Source organism: Microbacterium sp. F51-2R, from assembly GCF_052180235.1.
Lineage (GTDB): Bacteria > Actinomycetota > Actinomycetes > Actinomycetales > Microbacteriaceae > Microbacterium.
Genome location: NZ_CP197470.1, coordinates 3,548,232 through 3,566,702, shown reverse-complemented (window position 1 = coordinate 3,566,702; position 18,471 = coordinate 3,548,232). Strand labels below are relative to the sequence as shown.

The following is an 18,471-nucleotide window of genomic DNA, read 5'->3' as shown; positions in this document are numbered from 1 at the left end:
AGCGCCGCGCCCGAACGCCGGTGAGGCGACGCGACGGTCAGCGGGCGAGAAGCGCCTGCCGCGCCGCCGCCGTCCGCGCGAGGAGTTCCCGCTCGTCCGCGCCGGCCTGCGGATCGCGCCCCGACACGGCGCGCTGGCGCGCCATCGCGAGGGCTGTCGCATCGGCGATGAACTTCTTCATGATCGGCGTGCGGTCGCCCTGCAGCGTGCGCGCCCAGTTGAGGCCCGCCTTGCGACCGGCGGGGGTCGCAAGCATGTCGACCTCCTGCACGGTGAACCATCCTGCCGCGGCGTACTCCCCGAGACGCGTGCGGGTGAGGCGGGACTCCTCGCGCCGGAGGGCCAGGATGCCGAGCACGAACAGGACGAACAGCGGCACCTGCAGCATGAGATACACCGAGAAGAAGTCGGTGAAGGTCGCCGACCCGTTCCAGAAGGCGTGGAGCAGGATCGCGCCGGAAAGACCCAGGAGCCACGGCCCGATCGCCTGACCCGTGGTCGCGCCGCGCCGCGCCGCGAGGCCCAGGGCGAAGCCCGTGACGCTCGTGAACATGACGTGAGCGAAGGGCGACATGATGCCGCGCACGAAGAACGTCGTCGAGGCCTCCCCCACGCCGCCCTCGATCCAGCTGAGCGCGAAGTACTGGATGTTCTCGGTGAAGGCGAAGCCCGCGCCGACGAGGGCGCCGTACACGATGCCGTCGATGGGGCCGTCGAAGGCGCGGCGACCGACCGCGTAGACGATGAGGACGCCGAGGCCCTTGGCGACCTCTTCGACGATGGGCGCCTGCACGACGGCCTGGAGGACCTCCGCGGCGTACGAGTCGCGGGCGCCGAAGATGATCGAGATGACGAGGTCGACCCCGAGCGCGATCGCGACCGCGGCGATCGCTCCCCACGCCAGCGCGAAGACGACGAGACCGCGCGGCTCGGGCTCCCAGCGGTCGATGAGACGGATCGCGAGGAGCACGCCCGTCAGCGGGATGAGCGCGAGGATCGCGCCGATGAGCGAGGCCCCCGTGCCGACGAACGTGAGGAAGTAGCCGACGAGCGCGATCAGCAGCAGGACGAGGATGCCGCCGATCCAGATCGGGGCGCTGCGGCCCGAGCGCGCGGGCGCCGCCGCATGCAGCGGCACGGGAGTGACCCGCGCGGCATCGATCGGTGCGGGAGGCGTCAGACTCGGCTGCGCGAGAGGCGACGGGAACGGGCCGGGTGCGCCATCTGTGCCTCGGGAGCCGGGCGCGGGTTGCGTCATGCCATCAGCCTACGGATCGGCGGCCCATGTAGCGTGGAAGGATGCGCTTCGCCCATGTGACCCCGCACGGGGCCGCCGAGCCGCGGCTCGCGGTCATCCGAGGTGACGAGGCTCTCCTGGTCGAGCAGCTCTTCCCCGGTGCCCCCCGCTTCCTCGAGGAACTCATCGCGGGCGGTGATCCGCTTCTGGATAAGGTTCGGGATGCCTCGGCCGCCGACGCCGGGCCGTGGCATCCGATCTCCGGACTCGCGTTCGCCTCCGCGCTGCTCGCGCCGCCCGTGATCCTCGCCATCGGCCTCAACTACGCCGCCCACTCGAGCGAGCTCGGCCTCAAGACCGACTCCACGCCGACGGTCTTCGTGCTGTGGCCCAACTCGCTGGCGGGGCACGATGCCACGACGACGTGGCCGCGGAGCCTCAGCGAATCGGTCGACTACGAGGCGGAGCTCGGCGTCATCATCGGGCGCCCGGCGAAGGACGTGGAACCCGAGAACGCGCTCGACCACGTGTGGGGCTACACCGTCGTCAACGACATCACGGCCCGCGACATCCAGTACTCCGAGGCGCAGTGGTCGCGCTGCAAGTCGTTCGACGGGTTCACTCCGACGGGCCCCTACGTCGTCACGGCCGATGAGATCGCCGACCCGCAGGACCTCCACATCTGGACGGTGCTGGACGGCCACACGCTGCAGGACGCGACGACGGGCCAGATGGTCCGCCCCGTGGCGACCCTCATCTCGCACCTGTCGAAGTCCGCGACGCTGCTCCCCGGCACACTCATCTCGACGGGGAGCCCGGGCGGCGCGGGGTACTCGCGCGACCCGCAGGTGTTCCTCCGCGACCGGTCGACGGTCACCGTCGGCATCGACGGCATCGGCGAGCTCACGACGCACTGCCGCATCGTCGACTGACTCCGCACACAGCGACGGTGGGCGCTCTGTGAGCGCCCGCCGTCGGCAGTGATCAGCGCGAGACGGTCGAGCAGTCGACGGGGATGCCGCGCACCTCGACGGTGCCGGAGAAGTCGACGGCCTGGCACGCCTGCAGCGCCTCGCCCGAGAACGACAGCAGCGGGAGGACGATCGCGAAGAACGCGATGACGCCGAGGATCATCAGCACGGCGCTGATGATGATGGCCGCGAGCGCCCATCCGTTCTTCTGGCCGGCCCTGCGGCTCTGCACGAGGGCGACGATGCCCAGGATGAGCGCGATGAGCTGCGCGAAGAACGACAGGATGAACGCGACGATCCCGAGTGTGCGGCCGGGCTGCGACGGCGGAGCCGACGCGTACTGCGGGGCGGGCGGCGGAGCGGACGAGTACTGCGCCGGAGGCGGCGGTGCGGAGCCGTAGGCGGGAGGCGGGTTGTACGACGGCTGGGCGCCGTCGGGAGGCGGTGTGGACATGAGTGGCCCTCCTGGGTCGGAACGAATGTGTCTCCGACCGTAGCGGTTCGTCCCGCCGCGCGAAGGTCCCGTCAGAGCCGTGTCGCTTCGTCCCTCGCTGCCGCGTCGGCGGCGACGGCCTCCGCGTCGATGGTCGGGATGGCGGCCGTCACAGCCTCGAGCCCCGACAGGCGAGCGGGCGACAGCTGCTTCGTGACGTCTTCGCGCGACATGAGACCGGCCTCGACCACGAGGTCGGCGACGTTCCGGCCGGTGAGGAGTGCCGTCTTGGCGAGGGCGGCCGCGGCCGCGTAGCCGATGAAAGGCGTGAGCGCGGTGATCACGCCGACGCTCGACCCGACCATCGCGCCGAGCTGCTCGCGGTTGGCCGTGATGCCGTCGATGCAGTTGATGCGCAGCGTCCGCATGCCGCGACGCATCCACGTGATCGACTGGAAGATCGAGTGCGCGATGATCGGCTCGAAGGCGTTGAGCTGCAGCTGCCCGGCCTCGACGGCCATCGTGACGGTGAGGTCGGCGCCCGCGACGGCGAACGCGACCTGGTTCACGACCTCGGGGATCACGGGATTGACCTTGCCGGGCATGATGCTCGAGCCCGCCTGACGGGCCGGCAGGTTGATCTCGCCGAAGCCCGCCTGGGGCCCCGACGACAGCAGACGCAGGTCGTTGCAGATCTTCGAGAGCTTGATCGCGTTGCGCTTGAGGGATGCCGAGAACGACATGAACGAGCCGGTGTCGCTCGTGGACTCGACGAGGTCATCGGCCGTGACGAGGTCGAGCCCCGTGATCTCGCGGAGGTGGCGCACGACCGCCGCGGCATAGTCCTGATGGGTCGTGATGCCGGTGCCGATCGCGGTCGCGCCCATGTTGACCTCGTACAGGAGGTAGGCGTTCTCGGTGAGTCGCTGGTGGTCGTAGCCGAGCGTCGTGGCGAAGCCGTGGAACTCCTGCCCGAGCGTCATCGGAACGGCGTCCTGCAGCTGCGTGCGGCCGATCTTCAGCACGTCGTGGAACTCGACGGCCTTGGCGAGGAACGACTTGCGGAGGAGATCGAGCTCTTCCAGCAGCGTCCGGTGGTCCAGGCTCAGGCCGATCTTGATCGCCGTCGGGTAGACGTCGTTCGTCGACTGGCTGCGATTGGTGTGGTCGATCGGCGAGAGGAAGTCGTAATCGCCCTTCGGCCTCCCGGCCAGCTCGAGGGCGACGTTGGTGATGACCTCGTTCGCGTTCATGTTCGTCGAGGTGCCGGCACCGCCCTGCACGACGCCGACGACGAACTGGTCGTGGAACTGCCCGTCGATCACGAGTTGCGACGCGCGGTCGATGAGGTCGGCACGCTCGTCGTCGAGGACGCCGATCTCGCGGTTCGCCCGCGCAGAGGCCTGCTTGACCATCGCGAGGGCGATGACGAGGTCTCGGTAGACCGAGATCGGGCGGTTCGAGATCGGGAAGTTCTCGAGCGCACGGGCGGTGTGGATGCCCCAGTACGCGTCGGCGGGGATCTCCAGGGATCCCAGCGAGTCGGTCTCTGTACGGGTGCGCATCGTTGCGTCCTGAGCCATGGGTGCAGTCCTCGTGGGTCGGTCACGGCGGTGTGAGGGGATGCTTCGACACTACTCGCGCCACCCGTGAGGTTCCCCGTACGCGGCGGATACCGGCATCGCCGCGGCTGTACGCGGCGGCGAGCGGTGCCGCTCAGCGCCCGGGCTTGCGCGAGAAGGCCTCGAGCCTCTCTTCGGGCGTCAGCCGCGACATCCGCTCGACCCACTCCGCCGAGAAGTAGTCGCCGGTGGGCGCGTCGAGGACGGGCACGACGGCGTGGGTGATCGTGTCGTCGTAGACGTGCACGAGGTGGAAGGACTGGCCCGCGTCCATGCCGTTGACCTCGACGGCCGGCCGCGTGAGGTTCATCGTGTAGCAGGTGGCCGCCGCGACGCTCACCGGGATGCCGGCGAACGTGCCGCTCGTGGAGTAGTGGAGGTGCCCCGCGAGGATCGCGCGCACGTCGGTGCCGGCGATGACGTCGGCCAGGCGCCCCTGATCGCGCAGCTCGAGGATGTCGAAGAACGGCACATGGCTCGGCAGCGGCGGGTGGTGGAGCGCGAGGATCGTGCCGAGGGGTGCAGGAGTGGAGAGGATGCCTCGCAGCCAGTCGAGCTGCGCCGCGTCGAGGTCGCCGTGGTGCCAGCCGGGCACCGACGTGTCGAGGGCGACGAGCCGCAGTCCGTCGAGGTCCCAGACGCCGGTCAGCGGCTCCTCGGTCGCCGACAGGCCGAGCAGGTCGCGCCGGAGGGCCGGCCGCTCGTCGTGGTTGCCCGCCACCCAGACGACGGGCGCGCCGAGCCGCTCCGCGACGGGCTCGACGGCCGCCTTGAGCGCGGTGTAGGCATCGGGCTCGCCGAGGTCGGTGAGGTCGCCGGTGAAGACGAGCGCGTCGGGCCGGATCGCCAGGCGCTCGACGGCTTCGAGCGTCCGCTCGAGGTTCGCGGCAGTGTCGTAGCGGCCTCCGAGCGGCCGATTCGCGGCGAGCAGGTGCGTGTCGCTGAGGTGGAGGATCGTCCGCCGGGCGGGCCGGTACTGACCGAACTGCACGGATGCCGCCGGGTGCGCGTGCCCGGACGCTGCAGGCGACGCGCCGACGGCGTCGGGAGAGGGCGTGACGACCATGGGCCCAGCCTACGACGGGGGTCTGACCGACCCGGCGCCGTCGATCAGTGGTTGAAGAGGATCAGCAGCAGGCCGCCGAGCACCGCGAGACCGCAGACGGCGAAGGAGGCGTAGGCGCAGACGAGGGCGAAGCGCTTCTGGCCGTCCGTGAGAGGGCTCTTCCTCGCGGCCTTGGCCGCCGCCTTGGCGGCGCGGGCGCGCTGCTTGTCGGTGATGACGGCGATGGCGTCGGTGAACTCCGCCGGACCGACGACGGGAGCGCGGCCGGCACGCACCAGGAGGCGCAGCCCGAGCGCGTAGAAGCCCACGACGACGACCGATGCGAGCATGGCCGCGACGAAGACCTCGACGAACGAGATCCAGTTGATGGTGAGGTTCACTTCGAGGCCCCCTTTTCCTGACGGCTCTGCTCGCGCTCCTGGCGACGCTGGATCGCGCGCTGCCGGCGCGTGGGCGGAGGGTTGCGCGTGACCTTGACGGCCTTGCCCGAGTCGGCGACCTCGCTCATGGCGTTCGCCGAGTTGATCTCGTTGCGCCGCGACCGGAGGAACAGCCCGACGATGACGGCGACGGCGAGGACGGCGTCGATGGCGATGCCCCAGCCGCCGAGCCACACCACGATGAGGGCGGCGAGCGCGCCGACCGCCCCCGACGCGGGGAGCGTGAGCAGCCAGCCGATGACGATGCGGCCGACCGTCCGCCAGCGCACCTTCGATCCGCGTCGGCCCAGGCCCGAGCCGATGACCGAGCCCGAGGCGACCTGCGTCGTGGAGAGGGCGAAGCCGAGCGCGCTCGACGAGAGGATCGTGGCGGCGGTCGAGGCCTCCGCCGAGAAGCCCTGCGCGGGCTTGACCTCGGTGAGGCCCTTGCCGAGCGTGCGGATGATGCGCCATCCGCCGGTGTAGGTGCCGAGTGCGATCGTGATGGCGCACGCGAAGATCACCCACAGCTGCGGCTCGGGGCTCGTCTGCCAGCCCACCGCGATGAGGAGGAGGGTGATGACGCCCATGGTCTTCTGCGCATCGTTCGTGCCGTGCGCGAGCGCGACGAGCGACGACGTGAAGATCTGCCCGACGCGGAAGCCGTCGCGCCCGTCGGGACGGCCGTCGTAACGGCGCGTGATGACGTAGGCGAGCTTGGTCGCCGTGAAGGCGATGATCCCCGCCGTGAGCGGAGCGATGACGGCGGGCAGCACGACCTTGGAGAACACGACGCTGAAGTCGATCGCCATTGCGCCGACACCGACGATCGTCGCGCCGATCAGGCCGCCGAAGAGGGCGTGAGACGAGCTCGACGGAAGCCCGAGGAGCCACGTGAGCATGTTCCACGTGATCGCGCCGATGAGGCCCGCGAAGATGATCGCCGGGAACAGCGACGACGAGATCTGATCCTCGTAGATGATGCCGCCCGAGATCGTCTTGGCGACTTCGGTCGAGAGGAACGCGCCCGCGAGGTTGAGAAGGGCCGCGAGCAGCACGGCGACTTTCGGCTTCAGGGCTCCCGTCGCGATCGGCGTCGCCATGGCGTTCGCCGTGTCGTGGAAGCCGTTGGTGAAATCGAAGAACAGTGCCAGTGCGATGACCAGCACCACGAGCAGGGCTGCGGTTTCCACGTTCGCTTTCCGTAGAGTGTGCTTCAGAGGGGGTACCGACGCGATCGGCGTGCGAACGAAAAGTTCGGCGGGGTTTCATGCTCCGTTAACCGAGCCACGAGGTATCCTCGCACATCCTCCGGAGATCGCAGAACCCCGCCTCGACCGCAGTGGACCCGGCTCGGTTAGCGTGGTGGGGTGACTGTTCAGGACACGCCCGGCGCGGCATCCCTCGTCCCTCCCACTCCCCCCGTCGCGGCACGCAGACCCGTGGCGCGGACGCACCACGGGGACGCCTTCGACGATCCGTACGAATGGCTGCGGGAGAAGGAGGATGCCGCGGTCGTCGCGCACCTCGAAGCCGAGAACGCGTACACCCAGGCGCGCACCGAGCACCTCGGGGGGCTCCGCGAGCGCATCTTCGACGAGATCAAGTCCCGGACGCTGGAGACCGACCTCTCGGTGCCGAGCCGGCAGGGACAGTGGTGGTACTACGGCCGCACCGTCGAGGGCAAGCAGTACGGCATCCAGTGCCGGGCTCCCCTCGCCTCCCCCGACGACTGGACGCCGCCCGAGCTCTCGCCCGACGTCGAGGTGCCCGGCGAGCAGATCCTCCTCGACGGGAACGTCGAGGCCGAGGGGCACGAGTTCTTCTCGCTCGGCAGCTTCGAGGTCTCCAACGACGGACGGCTCATGCTCTGGGGCGTCGATGTCGCCGGCGACGAGCGGTACATGGTGCGCGTGCGCGACCTCGTGACCGGCGAGGATCTCCCCGACGTCATCGAGGGCACCTTCGCGGGTGCGGGCTTCTCGCCCGACGGGCGCTTCATCGTGTACTCGACCGTCGACGACGCGTGGCGCCCCGACACCGTGTGGCTGCACGAGCTCGGCACGCCGGTCGCCGACGACGCGAAGCTCTTCCACGAGCCCGACGAGCGCTTCTGGGTGGGGGCCGGCTTCACGCGCAGCGACCGCTACCTCGTCATCGGTCTCGGGTCCTCGATCACGTCCGAGGAGTGGATCCTGGATGCCGACGACCTGCGTGGCGAGCCGCGCGTGGTGTGGCCGCGCCGCGAGGGCGTCGAGTACGAGGTGCACGACGCCGTCGTGGCTGGCGAACCCGTGCTCTACATCGTCCACAACGACGGAGCCCTCGATTTCGAGCTCGTGCGGGTCGCGGCATCCGACCCCTCCGGCGACCGTGAGGTGGTCGTGGCCCACGAGCCGGGCCGGCGCATCCTGGGGATGTCGACCTTCCGCGACTGGGGCGTGCTCGCCTATCGCCGTGGCGGCCTTGCACGCCTCGGGCTGCTCGACTACGCCTCGGGTGCCGTGAACGAGCTCGAGTTCGACGAGCCGCTCTACGCCGTCGGCGGCGGGGGCAACCCGGAGTGGGCGCCTCCCCTGCTGCGCATCGGCTACGGCTCGTTCACGACCCCGGGCACCGTCTACGACTACGAGATCGCGACCGGGCGGCTGCTGCTGCGCAAGCGCCAGCCCGTGCTCGGCGGCTACGACCCGGCCGACTACGCGCAGGAGCGCGTGTGGGCGACGGCGCAGGACGGGACCCTGATCCCGATCTCGCTCGTGTGGAAGCGATCGTTCGGCGAGGTGGGCGCGGCGCCGCGCCCCGTGCACCTCTACGGCTACGGCTCGTACGAGCACTCGATCGAGCCGGGGTTCTCGGTGCCGCGCCTCTCGGAGCTCGACCGCGGCGTCGTCTTCGCGGTCGCCCACGTGCGCGGCGGCGGCGAGATGGGCCGCCAGTGGTACGAGGACGGCAAGCTCCTGCACAAGCGCAACACCTTCACGGACTTCGTGGACTGCGCCCGTCACCTCGTCGACAATGGCTACACGACCCCCGACCGGCTCGTCGCCGAGGGCGGATCGGCCGGCGGCCTGCTGATGGGCGCCGTCGCGAACCTCGCGCCGGAGCTGTTCGCGGGGATCCTCGCCGACGTCCCGTTCGTCGACGCGCTCACGACGATCCTCGACCCGTCGCTGCCGCTCACGGTCATCGAGTGGGACGAGTGGGGCGACCCGCTCCACGACGCCGACGTCTACGCCTACATGAAGTCGTACTCCCCCTACGAGAACGTGCGGACGGATGCCTCGTACCCGAAGATCCTCGCCGTGACCTCGCTCAACGACACGCGGGTGCTGTACGTCGAACCCGCGAAGTGGGTCGCTCGCCTCCGCGAGGCCGGCGCCGACGCGCTGCTCAAGTGCGAGATGGTCGCCGGGCACGGCGGCGTCTCGGGGCGCTACAACGCCTGGCGGGAGCGGGCGTTCGAGCTGGCCTGGCTCCTGGACACCCTGGGCCTCGCCGAGGCCTGACCCTCGCGGCGCGGCGGGCCGCGGCGGCGGGCCGCGGCATCCGTCGTCCGTTCGCTTTCGCGAGACAAGGGATTCTCGTCGACCCAGGGGGAAATACCCCCTGTTTCGACGGGAATCCCTTGTCTCACCGCCCGGAGCGAGGGTTCGTCGCCAGCGTCGCCAGCAGACCGGCCTGACGCGCCCGGACGGGGGCGAGGCCCGCGTTGCGCAGCTTGGCGTCGAGCTGCCGCCAGCGCATGACGTCGGCCCAGTCCCATCGCGCGAAGCCGCCCGCCTGACGGCGAAGCCGATCCTCGCGGATCTTCTCGCGCACGAAATGCGCCTTGGTCGCCGCCACGTCGTCGGCGTCGTACTTGCCGTATCCGTCGGACTCCCCGATCGTGCCGGAGCGTCGCCAGAAGAAGTCGACGCGGTCGACCATGCCCTCGAACGCGAACTCCACCTGCAGCTCGGGGTCCTCATAGCCCAGCCACTCGATGACGGCTCGGCTGACCGACTCGCCGACCGATTCCGCATCCGCAGATCGCCGGGACTGCACCCAATCGAGCTGCCGAAGTCCCCGGCGGTTCTCCTGCGCCCGGCCGAGGGCGCTCAGGTCGAGTGCGGCATGCGAGCCGTCGCCGCGCGCGCCGACATCGGCGACCGCGAGCGCGAAGGCGGGCGGGAGCACGCGGCACAGGTCGAGGACGGTGTCGTCGAGCGACGTCGCCCGAGCACCGTCGACCCTCTCGATGCGCTTGGCATCCCGCGATCCGTGCACGACGACGTCACCGTCGCGCCAGGAACGACCGTCCGGGTCGAGGAGATGGATGTCGCGGGGCTCCCCGAAGACCGGAAGCCGCCGCAGCGCGGCGGCCGACTCGAGGCAGAAGACGGGATCGGTGGATGTGCGCTCGACGGCTCGCACGCGAGCGAGGTACCTGTCCCACGGGGTCAGCGCCCGCCACTCGGCCGCGGGGGCGTACACGCCGGCCCTGATGCGATGAAGGAGATCGGTGGTCCCCCACCGTCGGATGAACGCGGGCTGCTCACGCGTGAGCAGCAGGGGGACCGGCGCTTCGGCGAGCATCCCCTCATCCTGGGCGGCCGCCGGGCCTGGCGCGTCGCGCCGGGCCCCTCCTGCGGATGCTTCTCGGCGGGCCCGGGGTGGGGAGGAGCCCACGTTCGGGCCGCGAGACAGGGGATTCTCGTCGAAACCAGGGGAACGAACGCTTGGTTCGACGAGAATGCCTTGGTTCGCGGAGAGGGCGGCGGCGAGGGCGGGAACGACGGATGCCTCGACCCCCGCGGTGCGGTGGGCCGGGGCATCCGTCGGTAGAAGTCAGCCGAAGAGCGCCGCGGCCTCGTCGTAGCGGTACTGCGGCACGGTGTTGAGCTCGCCGAGGGCGTCGGCGAAGGGCACCCGCACGATGTCGGTGCCGCGCAGCGAGACCATCTGGCCCCACGCGCCATCGATCACGGCGTCGGCGGCGTGCAGGCCCAGACGCGTCGCGAGGACGCGGTCGAAGCCCGACGGGGACCCGCCGCGCTGGATGTGGCCCAGCACCGTCGAGCGCGTCTCGATGCCCGTGATGCGCTCGATCTCGGGGGCGAGCACCTCGCTGATGCCGCCGAGCCGCGGGCGATTGAACGCGTCGAGGCCCTTGTCGCTGAAGGCGTGCTCCATGTCGGTGAGGGTGAAGCCCTCCGACACGACGACCAGCGGCGCGCGTCCGCGGTCGTGGGCCTTCGTCACGAGCGCCGTGATCTCCTCGATCGACAGCGGCACCTCGGGGATGCAGATGACGTGGGCGCCCGCGGCGATGCCGGCGTGCAGTGCGATCCACCCCACGTGGCGGCCCATGACCTCGGCGACCATGCAGCGCTGGTGCGAGTCGCCCGTCGTGCGCAGTCGGTCCATCGCGTCGGTGGCGATGTTGACGGCGGTGTCGAAGCCGAAGGAGTAGTCGGTGGCGCGGAGGTCGTTGTCGATCGTCTTGGGGACGCCGAGCACGTTGATCCCGTCGTTCGCGAGGCGGTTCGCCGCCGCGAGCGTGCCCTCGCCGCCGATCGCGATGATGCCGTCGATGCGGTGGCCGTAGAGCGTCTTGGAGATGTTCTCGGCGCCGCCGCGCGGGCCCTCGTAGGGGTTTGTGCGCGACGTCCCGAGGATCGTGCCGCCGACCTTCGACAGGCCCTTCACCTCGTGCCGCGTGAGGGGGAAGAAGTCGCCGTCGACGACGCCGCGCCATCCGTCGCGGATGCCGACGAACTCGAGGTCGTACGTCGTCGTCCCCTTCAGGACGACGCCGCGGATGACCGCGTTGAGGCCCGGGCAATCGCCGCCGCTCGTGAGGATGCCGATCTTCATGTGTGGTCCTTAGTTCGGGTGAGGAATCGGCGCCTTTGCCGCCTCCGACACTATCGTCGGATGCCGCGGCCCTGCCACACGACCTCACCCGACCCAGGACCGGATGAGCGCACCGCGCTAGGCGTTGCCGGTGTCGCCCTTCGTGCCCTCGCGGGCGGCCTGCGCATCGGCCTCGGCGCTGTCGATCTCGTCGGCGTTGAGATCCTCGTCGACCGGCTCGTCGCCGTGGTGGCCGGCCACGGCGTCGGCGACCGCTCCCGCGAGCGTCTGGTCGTCGTCGTCCTTCATGGGCTGGGTGGGATCGGACATGGCCCCTCCTTCTCTCGATGCGACCGACGGTACGAGCCGTGCGGCGCGAGAGGCGAGGGGTTGACCTCCCCGAGCCCGGAGGCTACGGCAGAGGAACGGATGCCGCGGCCCGCCGGCCTCGAACGTCGGACGCCGGCCTCGAACGTCGGACGCCGGACGCCGGACGACCGACGCCGCGGACGCCCGCCTCGGCTCTATTCGCCGCCGAGCGCCCGGCGGAGCACGTGCATGAGCGCCGAGAGCTGCACGGAGTCGCTCGACTGCGGGTCGACGGCCTCACCGTCGAGCGCGCGGGCGGCGAGCCCCTGCTTCGAGTCGATGAGCTCGGCGATCTTCGTGTCGATCGTGTGCGCGGCGATGATGCGCCACGCGGTGACCGGCTCGTCCTGCCCGATGCGGTGCACGCGGTCGATCGCCTGCGTCTGCTCGGCGGCCGTCCACGACAGCTCGGCCAGGACGACGTTCGAGGACGCCTGCATGTTCACGCCGACTCCGGCCGCCGTGAGCGAGCACACCGCGATGCCGACGCCGGGGTCGTTGTTGAACGCGTCGATGGCGGCCTGTCGCACGGTCGCCGTCTGGTCGCCGCGCAGCGACACCGTCTTCAGGCCCGCGGCGGCGAAGTGCGCCTCCGCCTGGTCCATGACGTCGATGTGCTTGGCGAAGAAGACGACCTTGTCGACCGAGCGCTGCAGCTGCACGGCGTAGTCCGCCGCCAGCTGGGCCTTGGCCTGGCCGATCTTGCGGACCATCGTGAAGACGTTCTCGGCGCCGGTTCCGGCCGCCTTCGACTCCTCGAGCTCGTTGTGGGCGACGAGCCGGACGATGTCGTCGTCGATCTCGCCGGGGGCCAGGCCCCGGTCGCCGCGCGCCTCGATGATGCGGCGGTACTTGGCGGCGAGACGGTCGCCGAGCTCGCGCTCGGCCTGGCGGATCGACCTGCCGAACTCGTCGTCGAGCTCGACGGGGAGATCGGCGATGAGCTTGTCGGGAAGGTCGGCCGCGACATCCTTCTTCTTGCGTCGCACGATGCCCATCGAGATGACGGCGTCGCGGGCCTCGGGGTAGAAGGCCTTGTCGGCGGGCGTCAGACCGGTGTCGTCGAGCTTCTCCATGAGCGCGGGACCGGGCTTCTCGCCGTTCGTCCAGCCGAGGAAGCGCCAGATGGCGTCGAAGTCCTCGACGTCGTTGATGAGCGGCGTTCCGGTGAGGGCCAGCAGGAGCGGGTCGCGCACCTGCTCGCGGATGCGTCCGGCGAGCGCGAGCACGTTCTGCGACCGCTGCGACGTGAGGTTCTTGATGAAGTGCGCCTCGTCGACGACCATGCCCTTCAGGCCGATGGTCGACAGCCACGACAGGTGCCGGTCGAGGATCTCGTAGTTGACGATGAAGACGTCGGCGAACGCGTCGATCCCCTCGCCGTCGCCCTGGATGACCGTCGCTCGCCGCTGCGGCGTCCAGCGTTCGACCTCGCGGGCCCAGTTCATCTTGACGACGTTGGGGACGACCGCCAGCAGCGGGTACGCAGAGGCGACGGATGCCGCGAGCACCGACTCCGCGGTCTTGCCGAGGCCCGGCTCATCGGCCAGGAGGAAGGTGCGGTGCCCGTCGCGGACGGCTTCGAGGAACCGCGACTGGTGCGGCATGACCTCAAGGCCCTTGGGCGAGAGGCGATCGAACTCGGGGACCTCGGGCAGCTCCATCGTCGCGGCGCCGCCGCCGGCGCCGGTCTCGAAGGCTTTGTAGAGGGGGCCCATGAGCTCCCAGCCGTCCAGGCGCCGGCGCGGGGTCTCTTTGGGGGCGCGGACGCTGAGGTCGGGCGCGAGGAAGGGATTGGACTCGAGGCGCGACTCGACCTGCGCCGGCACGACCTGGCGCTCGGCGAGCGCCGCGGGCACGACGGGGGCGGCCGCGGGGGCCGCATCGGTGATGATGAGCTCGTCGGGCGCGAGCTCGGCACCCGACTCCAGCAGCCAGTCGCGGCGCATGCGGCGGGCTACGGGCGAGGCGGCCTGATCGACCTCGAGCAGCTGGATGAGGCTCGTGTCGCGCGCCGCCGTCTTGGCGAGGATCGTCGCGACGCCGTCCAGGCGCTTGAGCAGCTCGGCGCGGGTGCCGTCGGTGACGGAGGTGTCGGCCTTGACGCGGGCACGCTCCTCGCGGACGAGGAAGGCGATCACCTGGAACTTGACGCGGTTCGTGGGGCCGAGCTTGCCGCGCTGGGCCTTGGCCTCGACCTCGCGCACCTTGCGGGCGAGGATCGGGATGATGGGCGCTTCGTCGTCGCGGCGCGACGCCGAAGGCCTTCTGCGCCGCGACGAAGTCTGAGCGGCGGATGCCGTGGTCGGCATGCTCCTCCTGAGCGTAGGGTGCCGGGTGTTCCGGCGACGACCGGTCGGGCGACCGGTTAGGTCTGCACAGCTCCCGCGGGCGGCGCCGGCGCCGTCACGGACGCGGGACGGGATGGCTCGATTCCCCGCCACTGGCACTCGCTTCAGCGAGACGCGGCAACGGAATCGGGATCCCCGCCGCCCAGTCTAGCGCGAAGGAGGCCCGTCAGCCCCACAGAGTCGCGACGATGTCTTCCGTGTAGCCCTCGGGCGCGAAGTTGATCCACGACGTCGAGACCCACGCGTTGCCGCGCAGATAGTGCGTCTCGCCGAACGTCACCTCTTTGTCGTCGAGGGTGATCGTCTTCTGCTCGATGCGGCAGATCGTGCCGTTCATCGCCTCTTCGCACCCGAAACCGGAGGTGTCGAGCGTCTGCCGGATCGCCGAGGCCTGCTCGGCGTCGACGATCGAGACGTTCGTCGCGAGCCCGTACTCGCTGGGCGTGCCCCACGAGCAGCGGAGGGTCGGGATGCCGGAGCTCAGCGTCTCGAGGAGCCCGGCGTTCTGCGTCGAGTGCATCGTGACACCGGGGTCGTTGAGTGGAGGATTGGCGGAGTCGAGCGAGGCGAGCATGGCGGCCGAGTAGATCTGCTCGCACGTCGCGGGGAGCTGGATGTCGGCGGCCGACGTCGCCGTCGGGGTGGGCGTCGCGACGGACGTGGGTGTCGGCGTCGCCGCCGGCGAGGACGCGGATGCCGAAGGAGTCGGCGCGGCCGGGTCGGGGGCGCAGGCGGTCAGCGCCGCCCCCAGCACGAGGACGAGTCCTGCGACGGCGGCGCCGGACGAGCGGAGTCGGGTCACGGGGTTTCCTCTCGGGGTGGGGTCTCGTCGACCCTACCGATCGGCGCGCGCGATGCCGTCCTGCCACTCCCGGAGTCGTACGGGTTCGTCCGTCACGATGCCGTCGACCCCCACCGCCATCGTGTCGGCCCAGTCGACGTCGTCGTTCACGGTGTACACGACGACCCGGAGCCCCTTCTCGCGCAGCTCGTCGACGACCTCGGGGCGGCGGGCGACGGCCGCCCAGTCGACGACCACTCCCCGGGCGTCGGCGCCGGAGACGGCCTGCGCGATGTCGCGCGGCAGCCGCTTGAGGATGAGCAGCCGGAACGCCAGCGGCGAGGCCCCGCTCGTGGACAGCAGTGCGCCGGGGTGGAAGCTCGCCAGAGCGACCCGGCGCTCGAGGCCGTGCGTCCGCAGCGCCGCGATGAGCGCCTCGCCGGCCTCGACATCCCACTCCCCCTTCAGCTCGACGACCGCCCGGCCGTGCGACGCCGACAGCACCGTGAGGAACTGCTCGAGGGTCGGCACGCGGGTGCCCGCGAAACCGGCGTCGAACCACGACCCGGCGTCGAGCTGCTGCACCTCGGCGAACGTGAGGTCTGCCAGCCTCCCTGTGCCGTCGGTCGTCCGGTCCACCGTCGCGTCGTGCATGAGCACCGGCACGCGGTCGGCGGTCAGCGCGACGTCGACCTCGACCCACTCGAAGCCGGAGTCGAGCGCGGCCGTGACGGCGGGGATCGTGTTCTCGGGCGCGAGGGCCCCGCCGCCACGGTGGCTCACGACGAACGCCGGCTCCTCCGACACTCGCGGCGCCCCGAGCAGCTCGGTCGCGCTCACCCGTGCGGGCGACGCGCCGAGGAACGCGATCACGAGGCTCGCGAGCGCGAGTACGCATACGGTCACGAGGGCGTGCATCCGATCGCGCGGGTCGTCGGATGCCGGCGGGGTGGGCATCGGGCATGTCCTCCGTCAGGTCACGTCGTCTTCGACGTGCCGACCACATTACATGCGCCGTTACCCTTTCGTTACCTTTTTCCGCGCGTCCGGTCTGCGCGTGTTCGGCGGGCGCGCCTCACACGAGCGACTTGGTGTGCCAGACGGTCTTCGTCTCGGTGAACGCGGCGATCCGCTGCAGGCTCGGGGCCGCGGCATCCGTCCCCTGCTCGGGAGGCAGCACCCGCGTGAGTGTGTCGGCCGCCGCGATCTGCAGGTCGATCCAGTCGAGGTCGCCGGCGCCGACGAGGTCGAGGCCGTGCACATCGGGGTGCGACGCGAGCCAGGGCGCGAGCTCGGCGGGCGAGCCGGTAAGGACGTTGACGACCCCGCCGGGAACGTCCGAGGTCGCCAGCACCTCGGCGAGGCTGATCGCCGACAGCGGGTAGCGCTGGGAGGCGACGACGACGACGGTGTTGCCCGAGACGAGGGCCGGCGCGATCGCCGAGACGATGCCGACGAGCGCCGAGTCCTGCGGCGCGATGACGCCGATGACGCCGGTGGGCTCGGGCACCGAGATGTTGAAGTAGGGGCCCGCGACGGGGTTGCCGTTGCCCGCGACCTGCGCGAATTTGTCGCACCAGCCCGCGTACCAGACCCAGCGATCGATCGCCTCGTCGACCTCCGCCTCGGCGGCGCCGCGCGACGCTCCGGTCTGGGCGACGATCTCGTCGGCGAACTGGGCCTTGCGGCCCTCGAGGATCTCGGCCACCCGGTACAGCACCTGGCCGCGGTTGTAGGCGGTCGCACCCGACCACCCCTTCACGGCGCCGCGCGCCGCGAGAACGGCATCGCGCGTGTCCTTGCGCGAGGCGAGCGCCGCATTGGCGAGGAACTCGCCCTTGGGTGTCGCGACCTCGTAAGTGCGCCCCGACTCGCTGCGCGGGAACGCGCCGCCGATGTAGAGCTTGTAGGTCTTCGGGACGGTCAGCCGCTTGCTCACGCGCGGCCCCCCTTCAGGTAGGCGAGAAGGCCGTGGCGGCCGCCCTCGCGGCCGTAGCCGGACTCCTTGTAGCCGCCGAACGGCGACGACGGGTCGAAGCGGTTGAAGGTGTTGGCCCAGACGACACCGGCCCGCAGGCGGTCGGCGACGGCGAGGATGCGCGAGCCCTTGTCGGACCAGATCCCCGCCGACAGGCCGTACGGGGTGTTGTTGGCCTTCTCGATCGCCTCACCGGGCGTGCGGAAGGTCAGCACCGACAGGACGGGCCCGAAGACCTCGTCGCGGGCGATGCGGTGCGACGCCTGCACGTTGGTGAAGATCGTCGGCGCGAACCAGAACCCGTTCTCGGGGATGGCGCAGTCCGCACTCCAGCGCACCGCCCCCTCCTCCTCGCCGATGCGGCTGAGCTCCGTGATGCGCTGCAGCTGCTCGGCCGAGTTGATCGCGCCGATGTCGGTGTTCTTGTCGAGGGGGTCGCCGAGGCGCAGCGTCGACAGTCGCGTCTTCAGCCGGTCGACGACCTCGTCGTGGATCGACTCCTGCACGAGCAGGCGGCTGCCGGCGCAGCACACGTGCCCCTGGTTGAAGAAGATGCCGTTGACGATGCCCTCGATCGCCTGATCGATCGGCGCGTCCTCGAAGACGATGTTGGCGGCCTTGCCGCCGAGCTCGAGCGTGAGCTTCTTGTCGGTGCCGGCGACGGCCTTGGCGATCTCGCGGCCGACCGCGGTCGATCCCGTGAAGGCGATCTTGTCGACGTCGGGATGGCGCACGATGGCCGCGCCCGTCGCGCCGGCGCCCGTCACGATGTTCACGACACCGGCGGGGAGGTCTGCCTGCTGGAGGATCTCGGCGAAGATGAGCGCCGACAGCGGGGTCGTCTCGGCGGGCTTGAGCACCACGGTGTTGCCGGCCGCGAGCGCCGGGGCGACCTTCCACGCCAGCATGAGCAGGGGGAAGTTCCACGGGATGATCTGCCCCGCGACGCCGAGCGCCTTCGGGTCGGCGCCGAGGCCCGCGTAGTCGAGCTTGTCGGCCCACCCTGCGTAGTAGAAGAACCAGGCGGCGACGAGGGGCACGTCGACGTCGCGGCTCTCCTTGATGGGCTTGCCGTTGTCGAGGCTCTCGGCGACGGCGAGCTCGCGGGCGCGCTCCTGCACGAGGCGCGCGATGCGGAAGAGGTACTTGCCGCGGTCGCGGCCGCTCATCTTCGACCAGGTCTTGTCGTAGGCCTTGCGTGCCGCGGCGACGGCGGCATCGACATCCGCCTGCGTACCCGAGGCGATCGTCGCGATGGGCTTCTCGTCGGCGGGCGAGATCGTCGTGAACGACTCCCCCGCGCCGGGACGGAATTCGCCGTCGATGAAGAGGCCGTACTCGTCGCGGAGCTTCAGGATGCTGCGCGACTCGGGGGCGGGTGCGTATTCGAGGAAACTCATGTCTTC

16 protein-coding genes are annotated in these 18,471 nt (G+C 70.6%); 2 read left to right on the top strand and 14 right to left on the bottom strand.

The features are described 5' to 3' along the window. Nucleotides 1-37 precede the first annotated feature (37 nt). Complete coding sequence (locus ACSBPH_RS15625; RefSeq protein ID WP_442575234.1) at nucleotides 38-1,258, bottom strand: PrsW family intramembrane metalloprotease; 1,221 nt, start codon at nucleotides 1,256-1,258, stop codon at nucleotides 38-40. A gap of 41 nt (nucleotides 1,259-1,299) precedes the next feature. On the opposite strand from ACSBPH_RS15625, the gene ACSBPH_RS15620 reads away from it, so the two are divergent. Further along, the gene (locus tag ACSBPH_RS15620; protein ID WP_442575233.1) at nucleotides 1,300-2,169 is read left to right on the top strand and encodes a fumarylacetoacetate hydrolase family protein; all 870 of its coding nucleotides are present in this window, start codon (nucleotides 1,300-1,302) and stop codon (nucleotides 2,167-2,169) included. Nucleotides 2,170-2,221: 52 nt separating this feature from the next. Here ACSBPH_RS15620 and ACSBPH_RS15615 read toward each other — a convergent pair whose 3' ends face one another. From ACSBPH_RS15615 to ACSBPH_RS15595, 5 genes are all read right to left on the bottom strand, one after another. Further along, nucleotides 2,222-2,662: a DUF4190 domain-containing protein gene (locus tag ACSBPH_RS15615; RefSeq protein ID WP_442575232.1), complete on the bottom strand. Its 441-nt coding sequence runs from the start codon at nucleotides 2,660-2,662 to the stop codon at nucleotides 2,222-2,224. Nucleotides 2,663-2,733: 71 nt separating this feature from the next. After that, a complete protein-coding gene (locus ACSBPH_RS15610) occupies nucleotides 2,734-4,224 on the bottom strand; it encodes an aspartate ammonia-lyase (protein WP_442575231.1) in 1,491 nt (496 codons plus the stop codon). Between the two features lie 133 nt (nucleotides 4,225-4,357). Beyond that, nucleotides 4,358-5,329, bottom strand: a complete 972-nt coding sequence (locus ACSBPH_RS15605; protein WP_442575230.1) for a phosphodiesterase — start codon at nucleotides 5,327-5,329, stop codon at nucleotides 4,358-4,360. Between the two features lie 44 nt (nucleotides 5,330-5,373). Then, complete coding sequence (locus tag ACSBPH_RS15600) at nucleotides 5,374-5,709, bottom strand: peptidase (RefSeq protein ID WP_442575229.1); 336 nt, start codon at nucleotides 5,707-5,709, stop codon at nucleotides 5,374-5,376. Beyond that, nucleotides 5,706-6,941 carry an anion permease gene (locus ACSBPH_RS15595; RefSeq protein ID WP_442575228.1) on the bottom strand — a complete coding sequence of 412 codons (1,236 nt, stop codon included), beginning with the start codon at nucleotides 6,939-6,941 and terminating at the stop codon, nucleotides 5,706-5,708. Before ACSBPH_RS15595 ends, ACSBPH_RS15600 begins: the two co-directional genes overlap by 4 nt. Before the next feature lie 177 nt (nucleotides 6,942-7,118). On the opposite strand from ACSBPH_RS15595, the gene ACSBPH_RS15590 reads away from it, so the two are divergent. Next, the gene (locus ACSBPH_RS15590; RefSeq protein WP_442575227.1) at nucleotides 7,119-9,257 is read left to right on the top strand and encodes a S9 family peptidase; all 2,139 of its coding nucleotides are present in this window, start codon (nucleotides 7,119-7,121) and stop codon (nucleotides 9,255-9,257) included. A 124-nt stretch (nucleotides 9,258-9,381) separates the two neighbouring features. On the opposite strand, the gene ACSBPH_RS15585 is transcribed toward ACSBPH_RS15590, so the two are convergent. The 8 genes from ACSBPH_RS15585 to ACSBPH_RS15550 form a co-directional block, all read right to left on the bottom strand. Continuing rightward, the gene (locus ACSBPH_RS15585) at nucleotides 9,382-10,326 is read right to left on the bottom strand and encodes a hypothetical protein (protein WP_442575226.1); all 945 of its coding nucleotides are present in this window, start codon (nucleotides 10,324-10,326) and stop codon (nucleotides 9,382-9,384) included. A 252-nt stretch (nucleotides 10,327-10,578) separates the two neighbouring features. After that, nucleotides 10,579-11,607 (bottom strand): 6-phosphofructokinase, encoded by a 1,029-nt coding sequence (locus ACSBPH_RS15580; protein WP_442575225.1) that lies wholly within the window; start codon nucleotides 11,605-11,607, stop codon nucleotides 10,579-10,581. Nucleotides 11,608-11,724: 117 nt separating this feature from the next. After that, nucleotides 11,725-11,916: a hypothetical protein gene (locus ACSBPH_RS15575; protein ID WP_442575224.1), complete on the bottom strand. Its 192-nt coding sequence runs from the start codon at nucleotides 11,914-11,916 to the stop codon at nucleotides 11,725-11,727. A gap of 194 nt (nucleotides 11,917-12,110) precedes the next feature. Beyond that, nucleotides 12,111-14,267: a DEAD/DEAH box helicase gene (locus ACSBPH_RS15570; RefSeq protein WP_442575223.1), complete on the bottom strand. Its 2,157-nt coding sequence runs from the start codon at nucleotides 14,265-14,267 to the stop codon at nucleotides 12,111-12,113. A 205-nt stretch (nucleotides 14,268-14,472) separates the two neighbouring features. Beyond that, the gene (locus ACSBPH_RS15565; RefSeq protein WP_442575222.1) at nucleotides 14,473-15,108 is read right to left on the bottom strand and encodes a hypothetical protein; all 636 of its coding nucleotides are present in this window, start codon (nucleotides 15,106-15,108) and stop codon (nucleotides 14,473-14,475) included. Nucleotides 15,109-15,141: 33 nt separating this feature from the next. Continuing rightward, entirely contained in the window at nucleotides 15,142-16,044 is a 903-nt protein-coding gene (locus tag ACSBPH_RS15560; protein ID WP_442575221.1) for a glycerophosphodiester phosphodiesterase, read from the bottom strand. A 118-nt stretch (nucleotides 16,045-16,162) separates the two neighbouring features. Beyond that, nucleotides 16,163-17,026, bottom strand: a complete 864-nt coding sequence (locus tag ACSBPH_RS15555) for an aldehyde dehydrogenase family protein (RefSeq protein ID WP_442575220.1) — start codon at nucleotides 17,024-17,026, stop codon at nucleotides 16,163-16,165. Beyond that, nucleotides 17,023-18,465, bottom strand: coding sequence for an aldehyde dehydrogenase family protein (locus ACSBPH_RS15550; protein ID WP_442575219.1), 1,443 nt, complete (start codon nucleotides 18,463-18,465; stop codon nucleotides 17,023-17,025). The genes ACSBPH_RS15555 and ACSBPH_RS15550 overlap by 4 nt, the downstream gene beginning before the upstream one ends. Nucleotides 18,466-18,471 lie beyond the last annotated feature (6 nt).